This is a genomic window from Roseburia inulinivorans DSM 16841 (assembly GCF_000174195.1).
GTDB lineage: Bacteria > Bacillota > Clostridia > Lachnospirales > Lachnospiraceae > Roseburia > Roseburia inulinivorans.
The window spans coordinates 1-16,421 of the sequence record NZ_ACFY01000093.1 but is presented as its reverse complement, the minus strand read 5'-3'; the positions used below and the strand labels follow the sequence as shown (position 1 = coordinate 16,421).

Genomic DNA, 16,421 nt, shown 5'->3' with positions numbered 1-16,421 from the left:
TGATAAACAAATGAAATGGAGAGAAAAATCTGAAAAACAAAATGAAAAAGATGGTTGCAGGAATGATGCTTGTCTGTTCACTGCTTACATTGTTTGGTGGAGTAAGCAGTGCAGGGATTGCGACGTGTGCTGAAGTTGTGAATAATGATATACAACGAACTAACTAAGATAGTTTAATGTCAAAATCCTTTAATAAAGATTCTTTTAAGACATCAGAATTTGGTTTTGATTCGAAAAGCTCTTGTATAGCACATGCATAGTGTCCATATAGTTTTGCAGCGTTATATTTTTTGACTTCACCAAGTGCTTGTGCATAATAAAAAAAGAAATATCCAAAATTGCGTAAAGATTTCTTCTGTACACTAAAATTTTTTTCTGACAGTAAATCTAATAATTCATAATAATGTTTTTGAATATATAAATTAGTACAGTACATTGTCAAAGTTGGCGAGAGAAAAGAGTTCATAAAACAAATATCAAATGAATTAATTAAAAAATAGTCAAGTATTTTAGAAAAATATACATTACTTTTATTTGCGTCTATTGTTTGGTATTCAAAAGCAATATTAGTCAGGAGCGAAAGTTCTGCCCATGATAATCGGTAATTGTAAATAAAATGTATATCAAAATTTGGTAGAGTACAAGATAAGGCTTGCAATAAAATGTCAACTTTTTTTTCGGCAGACAAATTTTTGCTTATTGCATAATATAAGTAATATAGTTGTGTTGGTAAAGTATCTTTTGTAGTAAGCATAGATTTTAATTTACTTAAATATGAAGATAATTTATCTGTTTGATAACCGAAAATATGCATCAGTTTGAATTTTAACTCATAAATTTTGCTTTCACGTTCGTTTCCCCAGAAGGTAAAACCACGTTCTGATATGCCAAGCCGTTGTAATAAAGCCTCTGTTAAAAAGACATCCGGTTGCAGGGTGTCATTTTCAATTTTTGAAAGCTTGGATTTCGAACATAATCCCTGACATAATACAATCTGTGAAATACTCTGTTCGGTACGAAGGTCATGAATTAATCTGCCAATTGTTAAAATGTCAGGGGAGAAAAAGTCATAAGTACCATCTGTTAAATCAGAGGTGTTTATGGCTTTTTTGATTGGAAAAATAATCAGAGGAATATCATCCATTTGTGCCAGGTAATCATCTAGTGAAAACAGATGTCTGCTTAAAACATAGTTTCTGCAAATGGTGGCATAGCAGCTTTCAATGGAATGAGCCGCATAAAAGGTATTCTTAAAATAGGTGTAGGCAGTTTCAATTTCGCCAGTATAATAGTAACCCAGAGAAGTCAGAAAAGTTAATTCCAATAAAGCGGAATCATCAGAATTCTGTACCATTTTGTGGCGGTTACTGTCTGCTATGGAAAGAGCCTCGTTGTAATCTTTCATTTCTAATAAATATTTTGTGTAGACAATGGCGTATTGTGCATATAAAGAATCTTTTTTCAGGTAATCGATTTCAGCGTTTGCAAGATAGGAAGCAATTTGTGAACAGATGTTATAACAAAGATCGCTTTTTCCCAGATAAAGTAATTCCTGTGCAACGCCAATAAGCAGTTCGATTTCAACAATAGATAATAAAAGATGATGAAAATCTGAATAGTCAATTTCAGGACGTGTTATATGGAGCGCGGAAGAAAAAAGGTCATAAAGGGCATGATGGTCTGCACAGCCAGAGCACACCTGAATCTGACCGTTTAAATAAAGATATTCCTGATAATAGAGTTTGTTATCTGCAAAGTTCCATTCTTCCAGCTTATTTAATTCCTCATATGCCTGACTTAACTGCCAGGAACCCAGATAGAAGCGCGCACGATTGAGGGTATAGAAGCAGTCAAAGTCTGTTCTGCCTGCAAAGATCGGGTAAACTTCGCAGGGAGCACCCGCATGAGCCATAAGTGCCTGAAACGTGACAGGACTGACACCGGCGGAACCATTTTCGATTCTTGAAAGAGAGAGAACAGAACATACCCCTTCGGATAACTGTTCCTGCGTTAACCTCGCCTTAATCCGCGCTTCACGGATTGTTTTTCCTGCGTTTCTGACACCCATTTGTAATAACCTCTAATCAACGTATATTTTGAAATAAATTATATAGCGGGAAGAAGAAAAAGACAATGTATATCAATCAATTTGATATATACATAAATGGAAACTTTTTTGTTTCTGGTTACTTATTTTACAAATTTGTGCGGAGCTTGTATAATGAAAAAGGCGAAAAGAAGAAAGGAATAAAAAGTGTTGTATGAAACAGGAAAGTAAGGTCGGCTACCGTGATATCTTTCGGCAGACCGAGTACATGAAAATTATGATAGCGGCATTGATCAATCGTTTCGGAGATTCCATTGACGCAATTGCATCCACATGGATTGTCTATGAAATCACAGGAAATGCCGCATGGTCGGCTATCATTTATGGTGTGAATAGAATCCCATCTATTATCATTACGCCGTTAGCCGGAGCATGGGTAGAGGGGCAGAAAAAGAAAACAATTATGATTGTCACGGATTTGATACGTGCGGTCTGTGTTGCATTTGTGGCAACCGGGTATCTGTTCGGATTTTTACAGGCATGGATGCTGCTGGTTACAACTTTGACGATTTCTACGGTAGAGGCATTCCGGGGACCGGCAAGTGCTGCATTGACGCCAAAGGTGCTGGAAAAAGAATACTATGAATATGGAATATCGTTATCGACAACCTTGTCAAGTATGGTAGAATTAATCGGAACGGCTGTTGCAGCGGCAATTATAGCTGTAATTGGAACTTCCGGTGCAATTTACGTGGATATGACAACTTTTTTGCTGTCCGCACTGATCATTGTATTTGTAAATACAAAAGAGCAGGGGCTTGTCAAGCAGAAATTTGACCGCAAGACGTATGTGAAAGATCTGGCAGATGGATTTTCTTATGTGAAAAAAGATGCAATAATCCGCATTTTTTTACTTTTGGCGGTTTTTTTGAATGCAATTTTAGTTCCATTGAATAGTTTGCAGGCACCCCTTGCCGGTGATATATTGGGCGGTGGAGCGGAGATATTATCGATTCTTGGAATCTCCATAACCGTAGGTATGCTGCTTGGATCCGTCACTTATCCAATGGTACAGCGTATTATTCTGGGAAAGGGGCTTTGGATTGCGAGTGGTTTGGGGATTGCTTTGTTTTATATTATGCTCCCGGTGTGCAGACCGCTTTATACAAGCCGGATTTTGGTTTATGCGTTTACCGCAGTATTTAGCTTTATTCTGGGATATACGGTGGCATTGGTAAATTCGCATTTGAGTGTGTTTGCAGTAAAAAGAATCCGCACAGATTACCTTGCCAGAATATCCGGCATTACAACCGCGGCAGGTGCAGCATCAATGCCTGTGGCATCGTTTCTGGTGAGTATCGTTGTTGCATATGTGGATACATCAGCAATATTTATTACTTCCGGTGTGCTGGCACTGATTGTGACTGTGTGCATGTTTTTTTCCAGAACACTTGGACAAGGGGAAACTGATACGGTTGCAGAAGATGTAGAAATGGTGCGATCATGAGTTGGGATTAATATTGAATAGACACAATATAGATTATTATGGTCTTATTAAAGGAAGTGAGTACAAGCATCATCGATGGCATGTGAAAAAGCAGAGATTAGAGCCGGGTATATAAGGAGAAAAACATTGAACACGTATATATATAAAACAAAAAAATATATGATCGCCCAGATTTTATGGGATTTGGCAGGCGTTATCTGTCTGGCTTTTTCACCATTGCTTCAACAATGGCTGTTTGATTATGGGCTGCAAAGCCCTCTCAAAAAGATCGTGATGGTGGTATTGGCGTATGGTGCATTACTGGTCTTTTATACTTTATCACAGTATTTTTGTGCGTTGTATGCATTTAAAGGCGGAATAAAATTCGAAAATTTACTGAAAAGAGATTTTTTGTATTCTTTGTTTCATATGGAACCATCAAGATTCTATAAGCATTCCATTGGCGAATATGTTTCCTTACAGGGAAATGATATTACAGCGTTAGAACAGGATTATCTGGAACCTGTTATTAGTATCATACGCTGCGTAAACATGATAATTGTGTATGGTGTCGTGCTGTTTTTCGGAGTTGACTGGAGAATTGCGCTGGTGATAATTCTGACTTCGATATTTGCGATCCTGATACCGAGAATGATAGGAAAATCGTTGACCGACGCAAGAAGTACATATCAGGAACAGATGGCGGAGTACGTTACGGAGATTACGGATTTATTGGAAGGTTTTCGTGTTATCAATCAGATGACGGTAGGAAAAATACTGGATAAGCATGAACACGTTTTAAATGAAACGGCAGAAAAGCGGTATCAGTATGGAAAAAAGAAGAGCATGGTATTAGGCGTGAGTGAATTAACGACTAAATTCGTGAAAATATTTACATTTGCAGTGGTGGCAGTTCTTTTTTATAAGCATGAGATCACAGTGGGAGTCGGAGTTGCCACACTTAGTTATGTATCTTCTTTCATCGAACCGATCGACACTGTCCTCTATAATTTCACAGCAATACAGTCCATGAAGGACGTGAAGAAAAAAGTATTAGCTTATACGCAGGATACGCATGTCACAGTCCTGCCACGAAAGAAAAAATTAAATTCAGATATAATATTCGAAAATGTGACATTCAAAAGGAAAAGTTTTGCATTGGAAAATATAAATTTAACAATAAAAAAAGGCATGAAGTATGCTGTTGTCGGACACAGCGGAGCAGGAAAATCAACCTTGTTCAAACTTATTATGGGGTATGAAAAAAACAGTTCCGGCGTTATCAGATTAGATGGAGAAGATATCAGAAACTATGACATTTCTGAATTGATATCCTATACGGATCAGAACGAACATATTTACAGAGCGGGGATCGTAGATAATATAACCGTTTTTCATTCTTATCCAATGGATGGGATCGACAGCGTAGGAAAGAGTATCTGGCCGGAATTGTTTGAAGGGATATTCAACAGAAAAGAAAAAGAATGTCAGCGTTTTAGTGGAGGGGAAAAACAGGCAGTCGCATTTTTGCGTATGGCAGCAAAAAATGCAGAGGTGATACTTCTCGATGAGCCGTTTTCTGCAATGGATGCAAAAATGAAATCGGCAGTAGAACATTATCTGTTTACAGGAAAAGAGTTTGAAGGAAAAACCGTTTTAGTCATTACACATGATACAAGAGAAGAAAGCCTTTCGCAGTATGATGGAATCATACATGTTGGAGAGAATGGCATTTATGTGGAATAAATGCCTGTGGGCAGGGAGAGATTGGATATTGTTTTTCAAAAAGTAATCCGATATACTTAGGTCAATAACGAGTGAGGATGACAGAGATTGTTCTTGATGGTGACTGGAGGGACGATACATGAATACAATGCCGATATCAGAACTGATTGAGCAGGTAACAGAAATCTGCAAAAAAAAACGGGGTGAAACGGCTGGATTTATTTGGTTCTTTTGCAACAGGAACATCCACACCAACGAGTGATATTGATTTTGTGGTGTATGGATGCAACAATCTTATAAAATTGGAAACAGATTTAGAACAGATTGAAACATTGCGGAAAATAGACATTTTTGACTACGACAGTATTCACAATGAATTTTTACGGGAGGATATTCACAAATATGGAAAGCAGATTTATTAACCGGTATCATACTTTTTGCAAATGCCTGAATAATCTGGAAAAAAGTAAAACTGCCAGCCCGGATGCAGATGTTAAAAGTGCGAAATCAGCTTGCGCATGATTATGATGGAAGTTTTGCATGCGAGATGTTTGCGGATATTGTGAATGTGTACTGTCCGTTGTTCGAGAAATTCCGTGATAGCGCAGCAAAATATTATGAGTAAGACAGAAAGGGGCTGTGCACCAGCTGATTAGAATCAATCAGCAGTGTCTCAGCTTCTTTTTTTATGCAAATAAGAAACTTCGTTTCTGTTACATAAAAAATACTACGCGAGGATGCGCAACTTGCGCACGAGCAAGATGCACACATTCATGCGGTGCATTTGACGACCGTTAATCAGAGCGGGATTCGCAGAGCGTATTCGTCTTTTGTGGGAGGGCAGATAACTATGTATTATATAGCATTAAATGTGTTACACAACATGAATTCAAGTAGAGTAATGTTATACAGAGAAATGCGAAAGCACTTTGAAAACCAGAATATCAATTCAGATGATGAAGTTTTTGAATTAGGACGAAAGCTGGGATTGGCTGATCATGTAATTAAGTATGAATATGATGGCTGTATGTATGCAAATTTTATAGTGCCTCAAAATGGTGTTAAAAGACTCTCTGAAAAGGCAAAAGTTGATTTTAAATTATATGATTCTGAATTGAAATATAAATTATCTGAAGTGCCTGTTACATTTGATATTTACCCGGAATTCATTGAGACTAAAATGCATCGGGTAGATACGATCGACAGGGTATATGAAGAAAAACTCATGGAAGAAAAGTGGTCAAGAAATAAGACACTGCAACGTTATAAAAAGAAAATAAATTCTTTTTCAGAATTGGAAAATACGATCTGTAAACTGAATGGAGCTTTCGGTGAGCGAGAAGAATATCATAAAAGTTTGGAAGAATTAATAACGGCATATGGAACAAGAAGAATTCATACAAAAGATTCAACGGCATGGATCAACTTTAGAGGATGTTATTCGTCTAAGTCATTAAATAATTTTTGGAGAGTCTATTCGCATATATTTGATTATACGGATAAAGCGATAGAGTGGGGAGGAGAGCCACTTTCATTGCAGTATCTTTCTGAACTTTGTGATAGGGAAGAAAAAAATTTGAAAGATTTTTTGGTAGCAGCAATGGAAGACGGGATGATTAGAAAAATAGGAAAAGACATGTTTTCTATCACTGGACATGCAGCCTCCATTCATAAATGCATTAGCAGTAAATATCATTTAAATAGATTGAGTGTTATCATTCGCAGAAAAAAGAAACAGCGTTTTATTTTGCTGATTGGAGAAAACAGTTTGTATTCGCAAAAAATAAAAGAGGTAATTTATTGCGATACAAAAAGAGTAGAAAATTATTGGCGTTTATTTGAGGCTGATACATTAAGTGATGTTATTGCAAAAATAATGGATATCATTACTGCGTTTGATATTTATGAGGATTATTATTACTGGCCACTAATTAGGACATAGGGGGATATGGAAATTAATAACAAATATGATTCAGAACATATGGATAATCGTAATTTTATAATAAAACGACACAGATATTGACATAATATATATAAATATGGTACTCTCTTAAAAAGAGGTGAGAAAATGTTAAAAACTTATCTGATGGAAAATTATGGATATAATGAACCTATTTTTTTGAATGACTTGACAATTCAGGGATTGTCTGAAAATGCAGTTCGGCAGGCCGTGAAACGACTTGTTGCTAATGGTTTTTTGGAACGGTATGATAATGGAATCTATTATATTCCAAAGCGTGACGGATTACTTGGGAAGAGTTATCTTGATCCGTCGCTGGTTATTATGCGCAAATATATACAAAGTAAATCAGAGATTTATGGGTATGTCACAGGAGAATCATTTGCCAATCAGTTAGGATTAACAACGCAGATGCCAGCGGTGATTGAAGTGGTTACAAATCGTGAGGCGACGAATGGCCGTACTATAACAGTGGGAAGTGAAAGAGTTAGAATAAAAAAGGCTCCGATTATGGTTTCAGATTCGAATGCTGATCTTCTACAGTTACTTGACAGTATTGGACAGGCAGAAAAGTACACGGAGCTGTCAATTCATGAGACAATAGATATATTGATTTCTTATGTGAGAAAGAAATGTTTTACGAAAGATCAGTTGTCGGAAGTGATTCCGGCATTAACTGGTGCAACGGCAAAGAAATTGATCGAATGGGGAATGATTTATGAATTTGCATCATGATGAAGTAAGAAAACAGCGTTCAACATTAGCAGTTTGTCCATCAGCAAAAGAAAATGTATGTGTGACGGATATTTTATATGAAATTATAGAAAAAGAGACTTATAAAAAAGATTATGAGGAAATAACATTAGGCTTGCTATTTGTGCCAGAAACCTACGATACAGTTATTCAAAGCATAAAAAAGATTGCAGATAGTGGAATCTGGAATTAGAATAAATGGCGGATTTTACACCGCCACTTTTTCTATTCAATCCTCACAAACTCCGGCTTTCTCTCCCGGAACACCGTAAAGTAATCAAACCCGGCGTCTTTTAATATAGAAGGAACTTTTGCAAAATCAAATGCAACATGTTCCGGTTTGTGGGCGTCGGCACCAATCGTGATAATCTCGCCGCCTAACTCACGGTAACGCCGGATGATCTCTTCGGTTGGATTCGGGTGCCCAAGACCGTACTTGAAGCCACCGGTGTTCAGCTCAATCCCTTTTCCGAGGGAGATAAGTTTTCGTAAAATCTCATCGATCACATCCTGATATTCTCTCCAGTCATAATTTTCATTGGAGGTCGGACCGTAGCGGACAACATAGTCGAGGTGTCCATATACGTCGAAATCATGGTAACTTTCTATATTTTCAAGGATTGATTCAAAATATTCGCGGTAGGCGGCTTTCTCTGTTCGTTTTTCATAAAAAGCCGCATAATATGGGTCGAGTCCATGCACAACATGGGAGGAACCTATGACAAAATCAAATGGGTACTGCGATAAAATATCCGTGTACAGCGCAGCTAGATGCGGCTGTAAGCCAAGCTCAATGCCGAGGCGTACCGGAAGCTTTGCGGCATATTTTTCCTGATAGGCAAGTACGGACGAAGTATAATTTGGCAGATCGAGAAGAAAAATATCCGGCTCCTCAGGATAATCAATATCAAGATGATCTGTAAAGCAGATCCCGGCAAGTCCTTTTTCGATAGCAGAAGAGATCATTTCTTCCTGCGGGGCTTCACTGTCCCCGGAAAACTGGCTGTGCATGTGTGTGTCCCAGAGCCGGTAATGCGAAAATTTGGTTTCCATAAAATCTATATTCCTTTCCGTGAAAAAATTATTAGTAAAATTAATAATTAAAAATTTCTAAAAATACAGCGGCTAAGTTATAATAAAACGCCTGTATCATGCATTAATCTGATATCTAATATAACTTATTTTACAAGAAAATGGAATAGATTGTACGTGATTTTGTACAAAGTGAATGAAAAACATAGTCGAAAAACAAATATAGTGAAAAATTTAACAAACTCATGAAAAACACTTGAACTTTATACAGAAATTGGTTAAAATAAAGGAAGCTTGGGAACAATAGTTTTCCAAAAGTATATTTTATACAATTCTAGGAGGAATTTAAAATGGCAGTAAGAGTAGCAATTAATGGATTTGGCCGTATCGGTCGTCTTGCTTTCAGACAGATGTTCGGAGCAGAAGGATATGAAGTAGTAGCAATCAACGATTTAACAAGCCCTAAAATGTTAGCACACTTGTTAAAATATGATTCTTCTCAGGGAAAATATGAGCACGCTGATGAAGTATCTTACACAGATGATTCTATCATCGTTTGCGGAAAAGAAATCAAAATCTACGCATTCCCAGATGCAAACAACTGCCCATGGGGTGAATTAAAAGTTGACGTTGTATTAGAGTGTTCTGGATTCTACACAAGCAAAGAGAAAGCTCAGGCTCATATCAATGCAGGTGCAAGAAAAGTTGTTATCTCCGCTCCAGCTGGTAACGATCTTCCAACAATCGTTTACAACACAAACCATGAGACATTAAAACCAACAGATACAATTATTTCTGCAGCTTCCTGTACAACAAACTGCTTAGCACCTATGGCTGATGCATTAAACAAATATGCACCAATCCAGTCTGGTATCATGGTAACAATCCATGCTTACACAGGTGATCAGATGACTCTTGACGGACCACAGAGAAAAGGTGATTTAAGAAGATCTCGTGCAGCAGCAGTTAACATCGTTCCTAACAGCACAGGTGCTGCAAAAGCTATCGGATTAGTTATCCCAGAATTAAACGGAAAATTAATCGGATCTGCACAGCGTGTACCAACCCCAACAGGTTCTACAACAATCTTAACAGCAGTTGTTAAAAAAGCTGGTGTTACAAAAGAAGATATCAACGCAGCTATGAAAGCAGCAGCTAACGAGTCCTTCGGATACAACGAAGACGAAATCGTATCTTCTGATATCGTTGGAATGAGATTTGGTTCTTTATTCGACGCTACACAGACAATGGTTAACCAGGTATCTGATGATCAGTACGAAGTACAGGTAGTTTCTTGGTATGATAACGAGAACAGCTACACATCTCAGATGGTTCGTACAATCAAATACTTCTCTGAGTTAGCATAATCAGAACGTACAATCACTGCACGGTAGACTACTTTTTTAAGCGACAGGCTGCCAGAGTGCAGATAAGACTCAGCAAAGGGGTCCGGTCTTTTGGGACCGGGCTCCTTTTTGCTATTGAAGAATAAATAATTATGAAACTCTTAAAAACGTAAATTGAATTGTGAAAAATTAACAAAAGCTTGAGAAAACACTGGGGAGCGGTCGGTACTTGAAGGCAGGTACAACAATCGTTGTAACTGGCTTCTTAGTACCGTTACCAGCGACACGTAGCGAAAGCGTGTTTTCGAAAATTTTGTTAATTTTGAACAACTTCAAAGAGGTATAGAGGAGTTTCGGAACTATTTATTGTGAATAAAAATAAAGGAGACTACTTAATATGTCATTAAATAAAAAATCCGTAGATGATATCAATGTTAAAGGACTTCGTGTACTTTGTAGATGTGACTTCAATGTACCTTTGAAAGATGGAAAGATCACAGACGAGAACCGTCTTGTTGCAGCACTTCCAACAATCAAGAAATTAATCGCTGACGGCGGAAAAGTAATTCTCTGCTCTCACTTAGGAAAAGTAAAAACAGAAGAAGACAAATTAACAAAAACACTCGCTCCTGTAGCAGTAAGACTCTCTGAGTTATTAGGACAGGAAGTAAAATTCGTTGCTGATCCGGAAGTAGTCGGACCAAACGCAAGAGCAGCAGTAGAAGCTATGAAAGACGGCGAAGTTATTTTACTTGAGAATACACGTTTCAGACCGGAAGAGACAAAGAACGGAGAGGCATTCTCCAAAGACCTCGCTTCTATCTGTGATGTATTCGTAAACGATGCATTCGGTACAGCCCACAGAGCACACTGCTCTAACGTAGGTGTTGCACAGTTAGTTGACACAGCAGTTGTTGGTTACTTAATGCAGAAAGAAATCGATTTCTTAGGAAATGCAGTTGAAAATCCGGTAAGACCTTTCGTTGCAATCCTTGGTGGTGCAAAAGTTGCTGATAAATTAAACGTTATCTCTAACTTACTTGAGAAATGTGATACTCTTATCATCGGTGGTGGTATGGCTTACACATTCTTAAAAGCGCAGGGATATGAGATCGGTTTATCTTTAGTAGACGACAGCAAGCTTGATTACTGTAAAGAAATGATGGAGAAAGCTGAGAAACTGGGTAAAAAATTATTATTACCGGTTGACGCTGTAACAATCAAAGATTTCCCTAACCCAATCGATGCTCCGGTTGAAGTAGAAGTTTATGACGCTGACAAAATGCCGGCTGACCGTGAGGGATGTGATATCGGACCTAAGACTCAGGCTCTTTTCGCAGATGCTGTTAAGACAGCTAAAACAGTTGTTTGGAACGGACCTATGGGTGTATTCGAGAACCCAACACTTGCAGCAGGTACAATCGCTGTAGCAAAAGCTTTAGCAGATACAGATGCTACAACAATCATCGGTGGTGGTGATTCCGCAGCAGCAGTGAACCAGTTAGGATTCGGTGACAAGATGACACACATTTCTACTGGTGGTGGAGCTTCTCTTGAATTCTTAGAGGGTAAAGAATTACCAGGCGTTGCAGCTGCAAACGATAAATAAGAGCAGCCATGACGTAAATGCAGCTGCAACGCCTTAGTTGCCAGCTGCAAACGATAAATAGACGTGATTCCAGCGGATTGAGAATAAGTAAGTAATCTTGTGCGCATGCTTGCATGCATGCACATGATTGCTTACTTATTTGAAAGCGCAACGCGCGTGAGGAAACTCGGAGAGTTTTCGAGCAATCCGCGGATGTAAAAAAATCGGGAAAGAAGGAACATTAAAATGGCAAGAAAGAAAATCGTAGCCGGAAACTGGAAAATGAACATGACTCCAAGCCAGGCTGTAAAATTAGTAGAAGAGTTAAAACCACTTGTAGTAAGTGATGACGTAGAAGTTGTTTACTGTGTACCTGCAATCGATATCGTTCCGGTTGTAGAGGCAGTAAAAGGAACCAACGTAGCAGTTGGAGCTGAGAATATGTACTTCGAAGAAAAAGGTGCATATACAGGAGAAATCTCCGCAGAGATGTTAGTAGACGCAGGCGTAAAATATGTTGTATTAGGACACTCTGAGAGACGTGATTACTTCAAAGAAGATGATGTTTTATTAAATAAAAAAGTATTAAAGGCTTTCGAAAAAGGACTTACACCAATCCTTTGCTGTGGCGAGACATTAGAGCAGAGAGAGATGGGAATCACTCTGGACTGGATCCGTTTACAGATCAAATCCGATCTGAAAGACGTAACAGCAGAGCAGGTTGCTTCCATGGTAATCGCTTACGAACCAATCTGGGCAATCGGAACAGGTAAGACAGCTACAACAGAGCAGGCTGAAGAAGTTTGTAAAGCAATCCGTGAGTGCATCGCAGAAGTATACGGAACAGACACAGCTGAGGCAGTCCGTATCCAATACGGTGGATCTGTAAATGCAGGTAATGCAGCAGAATTATTTGCACAGCCGGATATCGATGGTGGTTTAGTAGGTGGAGCTTCCTTAAAAGCTGACTTCGGTAAGATCGTTAATTACAAATAAAACTTCATTTGTAGGAAAATAGACACCTGTTTGGCAGGTTTTAAAATTTACAAAGTAAGTTTATAAGCGAACGGGTTTTTTATCAGAAGTGGTAGAAAACCCGTTTTAAATAAGTTATAATTCTATCGGTAAGTGAAAAATAATATTTTACGATGGAGAAACAAGATGTCTGGAAAGTGCAGAAAGATAATGTATGCACTTGTAGTGACAGTATTTGCTGCTTTTTTATGGATGATCTGCTGTGAGAATGACCGGAAAGTGTCCGATAAAGCTATCGGCGAGACAACAGTACAGAGTATGCGTTCTGGGGAAAAGACAGTTTCGCTGGAGCAGAGTGATATACCGAAAATTGAGATTGAGGATCTGACAGATGCATTTACTGTGATTTTACAGTATGCTCCGAAAGATATGCTTGCAGGCTGTACGGTGGATGAATCATTTTTGATGTGGTTTTATGCGCAGTATGGCAGGGATGCAGTGATACACATTGCATTTGATGTGCTGGATGGCGGGAATGACCCGGATGTCTGGTATGAGGAAACCGGAAATTCTATCTATGTGCTGTGGCTGCTATATTGCAGGGACAGTGGATTTGGACAGCATGAACTGGAAAACGTATATTGGATGCAGACAGCGGTTGCCTCGGAAATGGTATTTGGATTCGCCGGTGATATTAATTTCGCAGAGAACTGGTATACAACCGAGTATATGAAAGAACAGCCGGATGGGTTGCAGGATTGCTTTTCAGAAGATTTACTTGCGCAGATGCAGGGCGTAGATGTGATGATCATGAATAATGAATTTACCTACGCAAATAAAAACGGGGCAACATCAGTTTACGGCAAAGCTTATACATTTCGTGCCGACCCGCAGAAAGCAGAATTGTTGGAAATATTTGGAACCGACACAGTGACACTGGCGAATAATCATGTCTATGATTATGGGAAAAGAGGATTACTTTCCACGTTAGATGTATTGGATCAGGAGGGCATTCCTTATTCGGGCGCCGGAAGAAATCTCAAAGATGCATCGAAAATTATTTATTATGTGATGAATGGACGTAAAGTTGCCTTTGTATCGGCAACACAGATTGAGCGTTCCAAACAGTATACAAAGGCTGCAACCGAAACGGAACCGGGTGTTTTGAAAGCGTTACATCCGGAAAAATTTTTAAAAATAGTAGAGGAGGCAGCACAAAACAGCGACTATGTGATCGCAGAAGTGCACTGGGGAACAGAGGGGATGCTTTATCCGGATCAGTCACAGCGGCATCTGGCAGAACAGATCGCACAGGCAGGAGCAGACGTGATCATAGGAGGACATCCACACCGGCTACAGGGCGCTACCTTTGTGGGGGATGTTCCAATTGCATATAGTCTTGGAAATTTCTGGTTTTCCACCGGAACATTGTATACAACACTGTCAAAAGTTACCATTACAGAGGATGGAACAGTAAAACTTTCTTTTATCCCTTGTATACAGCAGAATCTTACAACAAGGATTCTTACAGAACCGGAAGAACGATCAGATTTTTATGAATATCTGGCTTCTATTTCCGCAGATATCGGAATTGATGTGGACGGGGTGGTTTATCATAAAAGTGCAGATGACTATCCGGCAGGAGAGATTTTATATGACTCTGATACAAGCCGGACAGATATTATCGGGATAGCTGATAATGAGGGGGACGCGATTGACATTGTCGGTAACCTGAAAGAAGACCGGTAATTTAATTTTGGAATAGTGACTGCAGATTCTAAATCTGTGGTTTCCTATAGATAAATGAGATATGTGTCGTACAGGCACCTCAAAGTTTAAGAAGAAGAGAGGATAAGAACATGAGTAAAAAACCTACTGTATTAATGATTTTAGATGGATACGGTTTAAATGACAGAACAGACGGAAACGCTGTTGCACAGGCAAAAACACCTGTCATGGATCAGTTAATGAAAGAATATCCGTTTGTAAAAGGAAATGCCAGCGGTCTCGCTGTAGGTCTTCCGGATGGACAGATGGGTAACTCTGAAGTTGGACATATGAACATGGGCGCAGGAAGAATTGTATATCAGGAGCTCACAAGAATCACAAAAGAGATCAACGATGGTGATTTCTTCAAAAATCAGGCTTTATTAGACGGAATGGAGAACGTGAAGAAAAATAATTCTGATCTTCATTTATATGGACTTCTTTCTGATGGTGGTGTCCACAGCCATATCACACATGTTTATGGTTTACTCGAACTCGCCAAGAGAGAGGGAATCAAGAATGTCTATGTACACTGTTTCTTAGACGGACGTGATACAGCACCTACTTCCGGAAAAGGATTTATCGAGGCACTGGAAGCAAAGATGGCAGAGCTTGGTGTTGGTAAGATTGCTTCTATCTCTGGACGTTACTATGCTATGGATCGTGATAACAGATGGGATCGTGTAGAAAAAGCATACAATGTTCTCACAAAAGGAGAGGGCGAACAGGCAGAGAGTGCAGTTGCAGCAATGGATGCTTCCTACGCAAAAGATGTGACAGATGAGTTCTTCGTTCCAACAGCCATCACAGAGAATGGAAAACCGGTTGCTACAATCAAAGATAATGATACGGTAATTTTCTTCAATTTCCGTCCGGACCGTGCACGTGAGCTCACAAGAGCATTCTGCATGGATGAGTTTGATGGTTTCGAGAGAGGCGCAAGAAAGAATGTTGCTTATATCTGCTTCACAGAATATGACGCAACCATTCCAAACAAAGAAGTTGCATTCAAGAAAGTAGAACTGAAAAATACATTTGGCGAATATCTTGCAGCACACGGTATGAAACAGGCAAGAATCGCAGAGACAGAGAAATATGCACATGTAACATTCTTCTTTAACGGTGGTGTAGAAGAACCAAACGAAGGAGAGGACAGAATTTTAGTAAAATCTCCAAAGGTTGCAACTTATGATTTGCAGCCAGAGATGAGCGCACCGGAAGTTTGTGACAAGTTATGTGCAGCAATCCGTTCTGAAAAATATGATGTGATCGTCATTAACTTTGCAAACCCGGATATGGTCGGTCATACAGGAATCTTAGAAGCTGCCATCAAAGCAGTTGAGACGGTGGATACCTGTGTTGGAAAAGCAGTCGATGCCATCAAAGAAGTAAACGGACAGTTATTCATCTGCGCTGACCACGGTAATGCAGAGCAGTTAGTTGATTATGAGACAGGAGCACCATTTACTGCTCATACAACTAATCCGGTACCGTTCATTTTAGTAAATGCTGATCCATCTTATAAATTGAGAGAGAACGGATGCTTAGCTGATATCATTCCTACACTCATTGAATTAATGGGTATGGAGCAGCCGGCTGAGATGACTGGAAAATCTTTATTGGTGAAATAACCACGGAGTTTAAAGGACGCAGTGCCGCAGATTTTGTGGTGCTTTCTTAGGATCTGAAGGGCAGCTATAAGCGTCCTTTCACAAGTCGTGATTTTATATGTAATGAAAAAG

Annotated in this window: 14 protein-coding genes; 12 read left to right on the top strand and 2 right to left on the bottom strand. The window is 39.0% G+C overall.

Annotated features, from left to right (window positions below; translation table 11 throughout):
- Nucleotides 1-163: 163 nt before the first annotated feature.
- Nucleotides 164-2,068 (bottom strand): helix-turn-helix domain-containing protein, encoded by a 1,905-nt coding sequence (locus tag ROSEINA2194_RS10300; RefSeq protein ID WP_007886438.1) that lies wholly within the window; start codon nt 2,066-2,068, stop codon nt 164-166.
- A gap of 193 nt (nt 2,069-2,261) precedes the next feature.
- Here ROSEINA2194_RS10300 and ROSEINA2194_RS10295 point away from each other — a divergent pair, with 193 nt between their 5' ends.
- The 7 genes from ROSEINA2194_RS10295 (at nt 2,262) to ROSEINA2194_RS10270 (ending at nt 8,164) form a co-directional block, all read left to right on the top strand.
- The gene (locus tag ROSEINA2194_RS10295) at nt 2,262-3,554 is read left to right on the top strand and encodes an MFS transporter (protein ID WP_007886434.1); all 1,293 of its coding nucleotides are present in this window, start codon (nt 2,262-2,264) and stop codon (nt 3,552-3,554) included.
- A gap of 126 nt (nt 3,555-3,680) precedes the next feature.
- Nucleotides 3,681-5,279: an ATP-binding cassette domain-containing protein gene (locus tag ROSEINA2194_RS10290; RefSeq protein ID WP_172727092.1), complete on the top strand. Its 1,599-nt coding sequence runs from the start codon at nt 3,681-3,683 to the stop codon at nt 5,277-5,279.
- A gap of 182 nt (nt 5,280-5,461) precedes the next feature.
- Entirely contained in the window at nt 5,462-5,680 is a 219-nt protein-coding gene (locus tag ROSEINA2194_RS10285; protein WP_007886430.1) for a nucleotidyltransferase family protein, read from the top strand.
- Nucleotides 5,681-5,748: 68 nt separating this feature from the next.
- Nucleotides 5,749-5,883 carry a hypothetical protein gene (locus tag ROSEINA2194_RS22505; protein WP_261292303.1) on the top strand — a complete coding sequence of 45 codons (135 nt, stop codon included), beginning with the start codon at nt 5,749-5,751 and terminating at the stop codon, nt 5,881-5,883.
- A gap of 225 nt (nt 5,884-6,108) precedes the next feature.
- On the top strand, nt 6,109-7,200 hold the full coding sequence (locus tag ROSEINA2194_RS10280; protein ID WP_044927647.1) for a hypothetical protein: 1,092 nt from the start codon (nt 6,109-6,111) through the stop codon (nt 7,198-7,200).
- Between the two features lie 126 nt (nt 7,201-7,326).
- Entirely contained in the window at nt 7,327-7,953 is a 627-nt protein-coding gene (locus tag ROSEINA2194_RS10275; RefSeq protein WP_007886423.1) for a type IV toxin-antitoxin system AbiEi family antitoxin domain-containing protein, read from the top strand.
- Nucleotides 7,937-8,164 carry a hypothetical protein gene (locus ROSEINA2194_RS10270; RefSeq protein WP_007886421.1) on the top strand — a complete coding sequence of 76 codons (228 nt, stop codon included), beginning with the start codon at nt 7,937-7,939 and terminating at the stop codon, nt 8,162-8,164. Before ROSEINA2194_RS10275 ends, ROSEINA2194_RS10270 begins: the two co-directional genes overlap by 17 nt.
- 32 nt (nt 8,165-8,196) lie before the next feature.
- Here ROSEINA2194_RS10270 and ROSEINA2194_RS10265 read toward each other — a convergent pair whose 3' ends face one another.
- The gene (locus ROSEINA2194_RS10265) at nt 8,197-9,024 is read right to left on the bottom strand and encodes a histidinol-phosphatase HisJ family protein (protein WP_007886420.1); all 828 of its coding nucleotides are present in this window, start codon (nt 9,022-9,024) and stop codon (nt 8,197-8,199) included.
- Nucleotides 9,025-9,353: 329 nt separating this feature from the next.
- Here ROSEINA2194_RS10265 and gap point away from each other — a divergent pair, with 329 nt between their 5' ends.
- The 5 genes from gap (at nt 9,354) to gpmI (ending at nt 16,310) form a co-directional block, all read left to right on the top strand.
- Nucleotides 9,354-10,370: a type I glyceraldehyde-3-phosphate dehydrogenase gene (gap, locus tag ROSEINA2194_RS10260; protein WP_007886419.1), complete on the top strand. Its 1,017-nt coding sequence runs from the start codon at nt 9,354-9,356 to the stop codon at nt 10,368-10,370.
- A 376-nt stretch (nt 10,371-10,746) separates the two neighbouring features.
- A complete protein-coding gene (locus ROSEINA2194_RS10255; protein WP_007886418.1) occupies nt 10,747-11,958 on the top strand; it encodes a phosphoglycerate kinase in 1,212 nt (403 codons plus the stop codon).
- A 225-nt stretch (nt 11,959-12,183) separates the two neighbouring features.
- Nucleotides 12,184-12,933, top strand: a complete 750-nt coding sequence (gene tpiA, locus ROSEINA2194_RS10250) for a triose-phosphate isomerase (RefSeq protein ID WP_007886417.1) — start codon at nt 12,184-12,186, stop codon at nt 12,931-12,933.
- 165 nt (nt 12,934-13,098) lie between these two features.
- On the top strand, nt 13,099-14,661 hold the full coding sequence (locus ROSEINA2194_RS10245) for a CapA family protein (RefSeq protein ID WP_007886416.1): 1,563 nt from the start codon (nt 13,099-13,101) through the stop codon (nt 14,659-14,661).
- A 110-nt stretch (nt 14,662-14,771) separates the two neighbouring features.
- The gene (gene gpmI, locus ROSEINA2194_RS10240; protein WP_007886415.1) at nt 14,772-16,310 is read left to right on the top strand and encodes a 2,3-bisphosphoglycerate-independent phosphoglycerate mutase; all 1,539 of its coding nucleotides are present in this window, start codon (nt 14,772-14,774) and stop codon (nt 16,308-16,310) included.
- Nucleotides 16,311-16,421: the final 111 nt, after the last annotated feature.

Excerpts from the sequence above, each read along its gene's own strand:
- tpiA (WP_007886417.1), top strand. The coding sequence starts at position 12,184 with ATGGCAAGAAAGAAAATCGTAGCCGGAAACTGGAAAATGAACATGACT.
- gpmI (WP_007886415.1), top strand. The coding sequence starts at position 14,772 with ATGAGTAAAAAACCTACTGTATTAATGATTTTAGATGGATACGGTTTA.
- ROSEINA2194_RS10280 (WP_044927647.1), top strand. The coding sequence starts at position 6,109 with ATGTATTATATAGCATTAAATGTGTTACACAACATGAATTCAAGTAGA.
- ROSEINA2194_RS10270 (WP_007886421.1), top strand. The coding sequence starts at position 7,937 with ATGAATTTGCATCATGATGAAGTAAGAAAACAGCGTTCAACATTAGCA.
- ROSEINA2194_RS10295 (WP_007886434.1), top strand. The coding sequence starts at position 2,262 with ATGAAACAGGAAAGTAAGGTCGGCTACCGTGATATCTTTCGGCAGACC.
- ROSEINA2194_RS10300 (WP_007886438.1), bottom strand. The coding sequence starts at position 2,068 with ATGGGTGTCAGAAACGCAGGAAAAACAATCCGTGAAGCGCGGATTAAG.
- gap (WP_007886419.1), top strand. The coding sequence starts at position 9,354 with ATGGCAGTAAGAGTAGCAATTAATGGATTTGGCCGTATCGGTCGTCTT.
- ROSEINA2194_RS22505 (WP_261292303.1), top strand. The coding sequence starts at position 5,749 with ATGTTAAAAGTGCGAAATCAGCTTGCGCATGATTATGATGGAAGTTTT.
- ROSEINA2194_RS10245 (WP_007886416.1), top strand. The coding sequence starts at position 13,099 with ATGTCTGGAAAGTGCAGAAAGATAATGTATGCACTTGTAGTGACAGTA.
- ROSEINA2194_RS10275 (WP_007886423.1), top strand. The coding sequence starts at position 7,327 with ATGTTAAAAACTTATCTGATGGAAAATTATGGATATAATGAACCTATT.
- ROSEINA2194_RS10265 (WP_007886420.1), bottom strand. The coding sequence starts at position 9,024 with ATGGAAACCAAATTTTCGCATTACCGGCTCTGGGACACACACATGCAC.
- ROSEINA2194_RS10255 (WP_007886418.1), top strand. The coding sequence starts at position 10,747 with ATGTCATTAAATAAAAAATCCGTAGATGATATCAATGTTAAAGGACTT.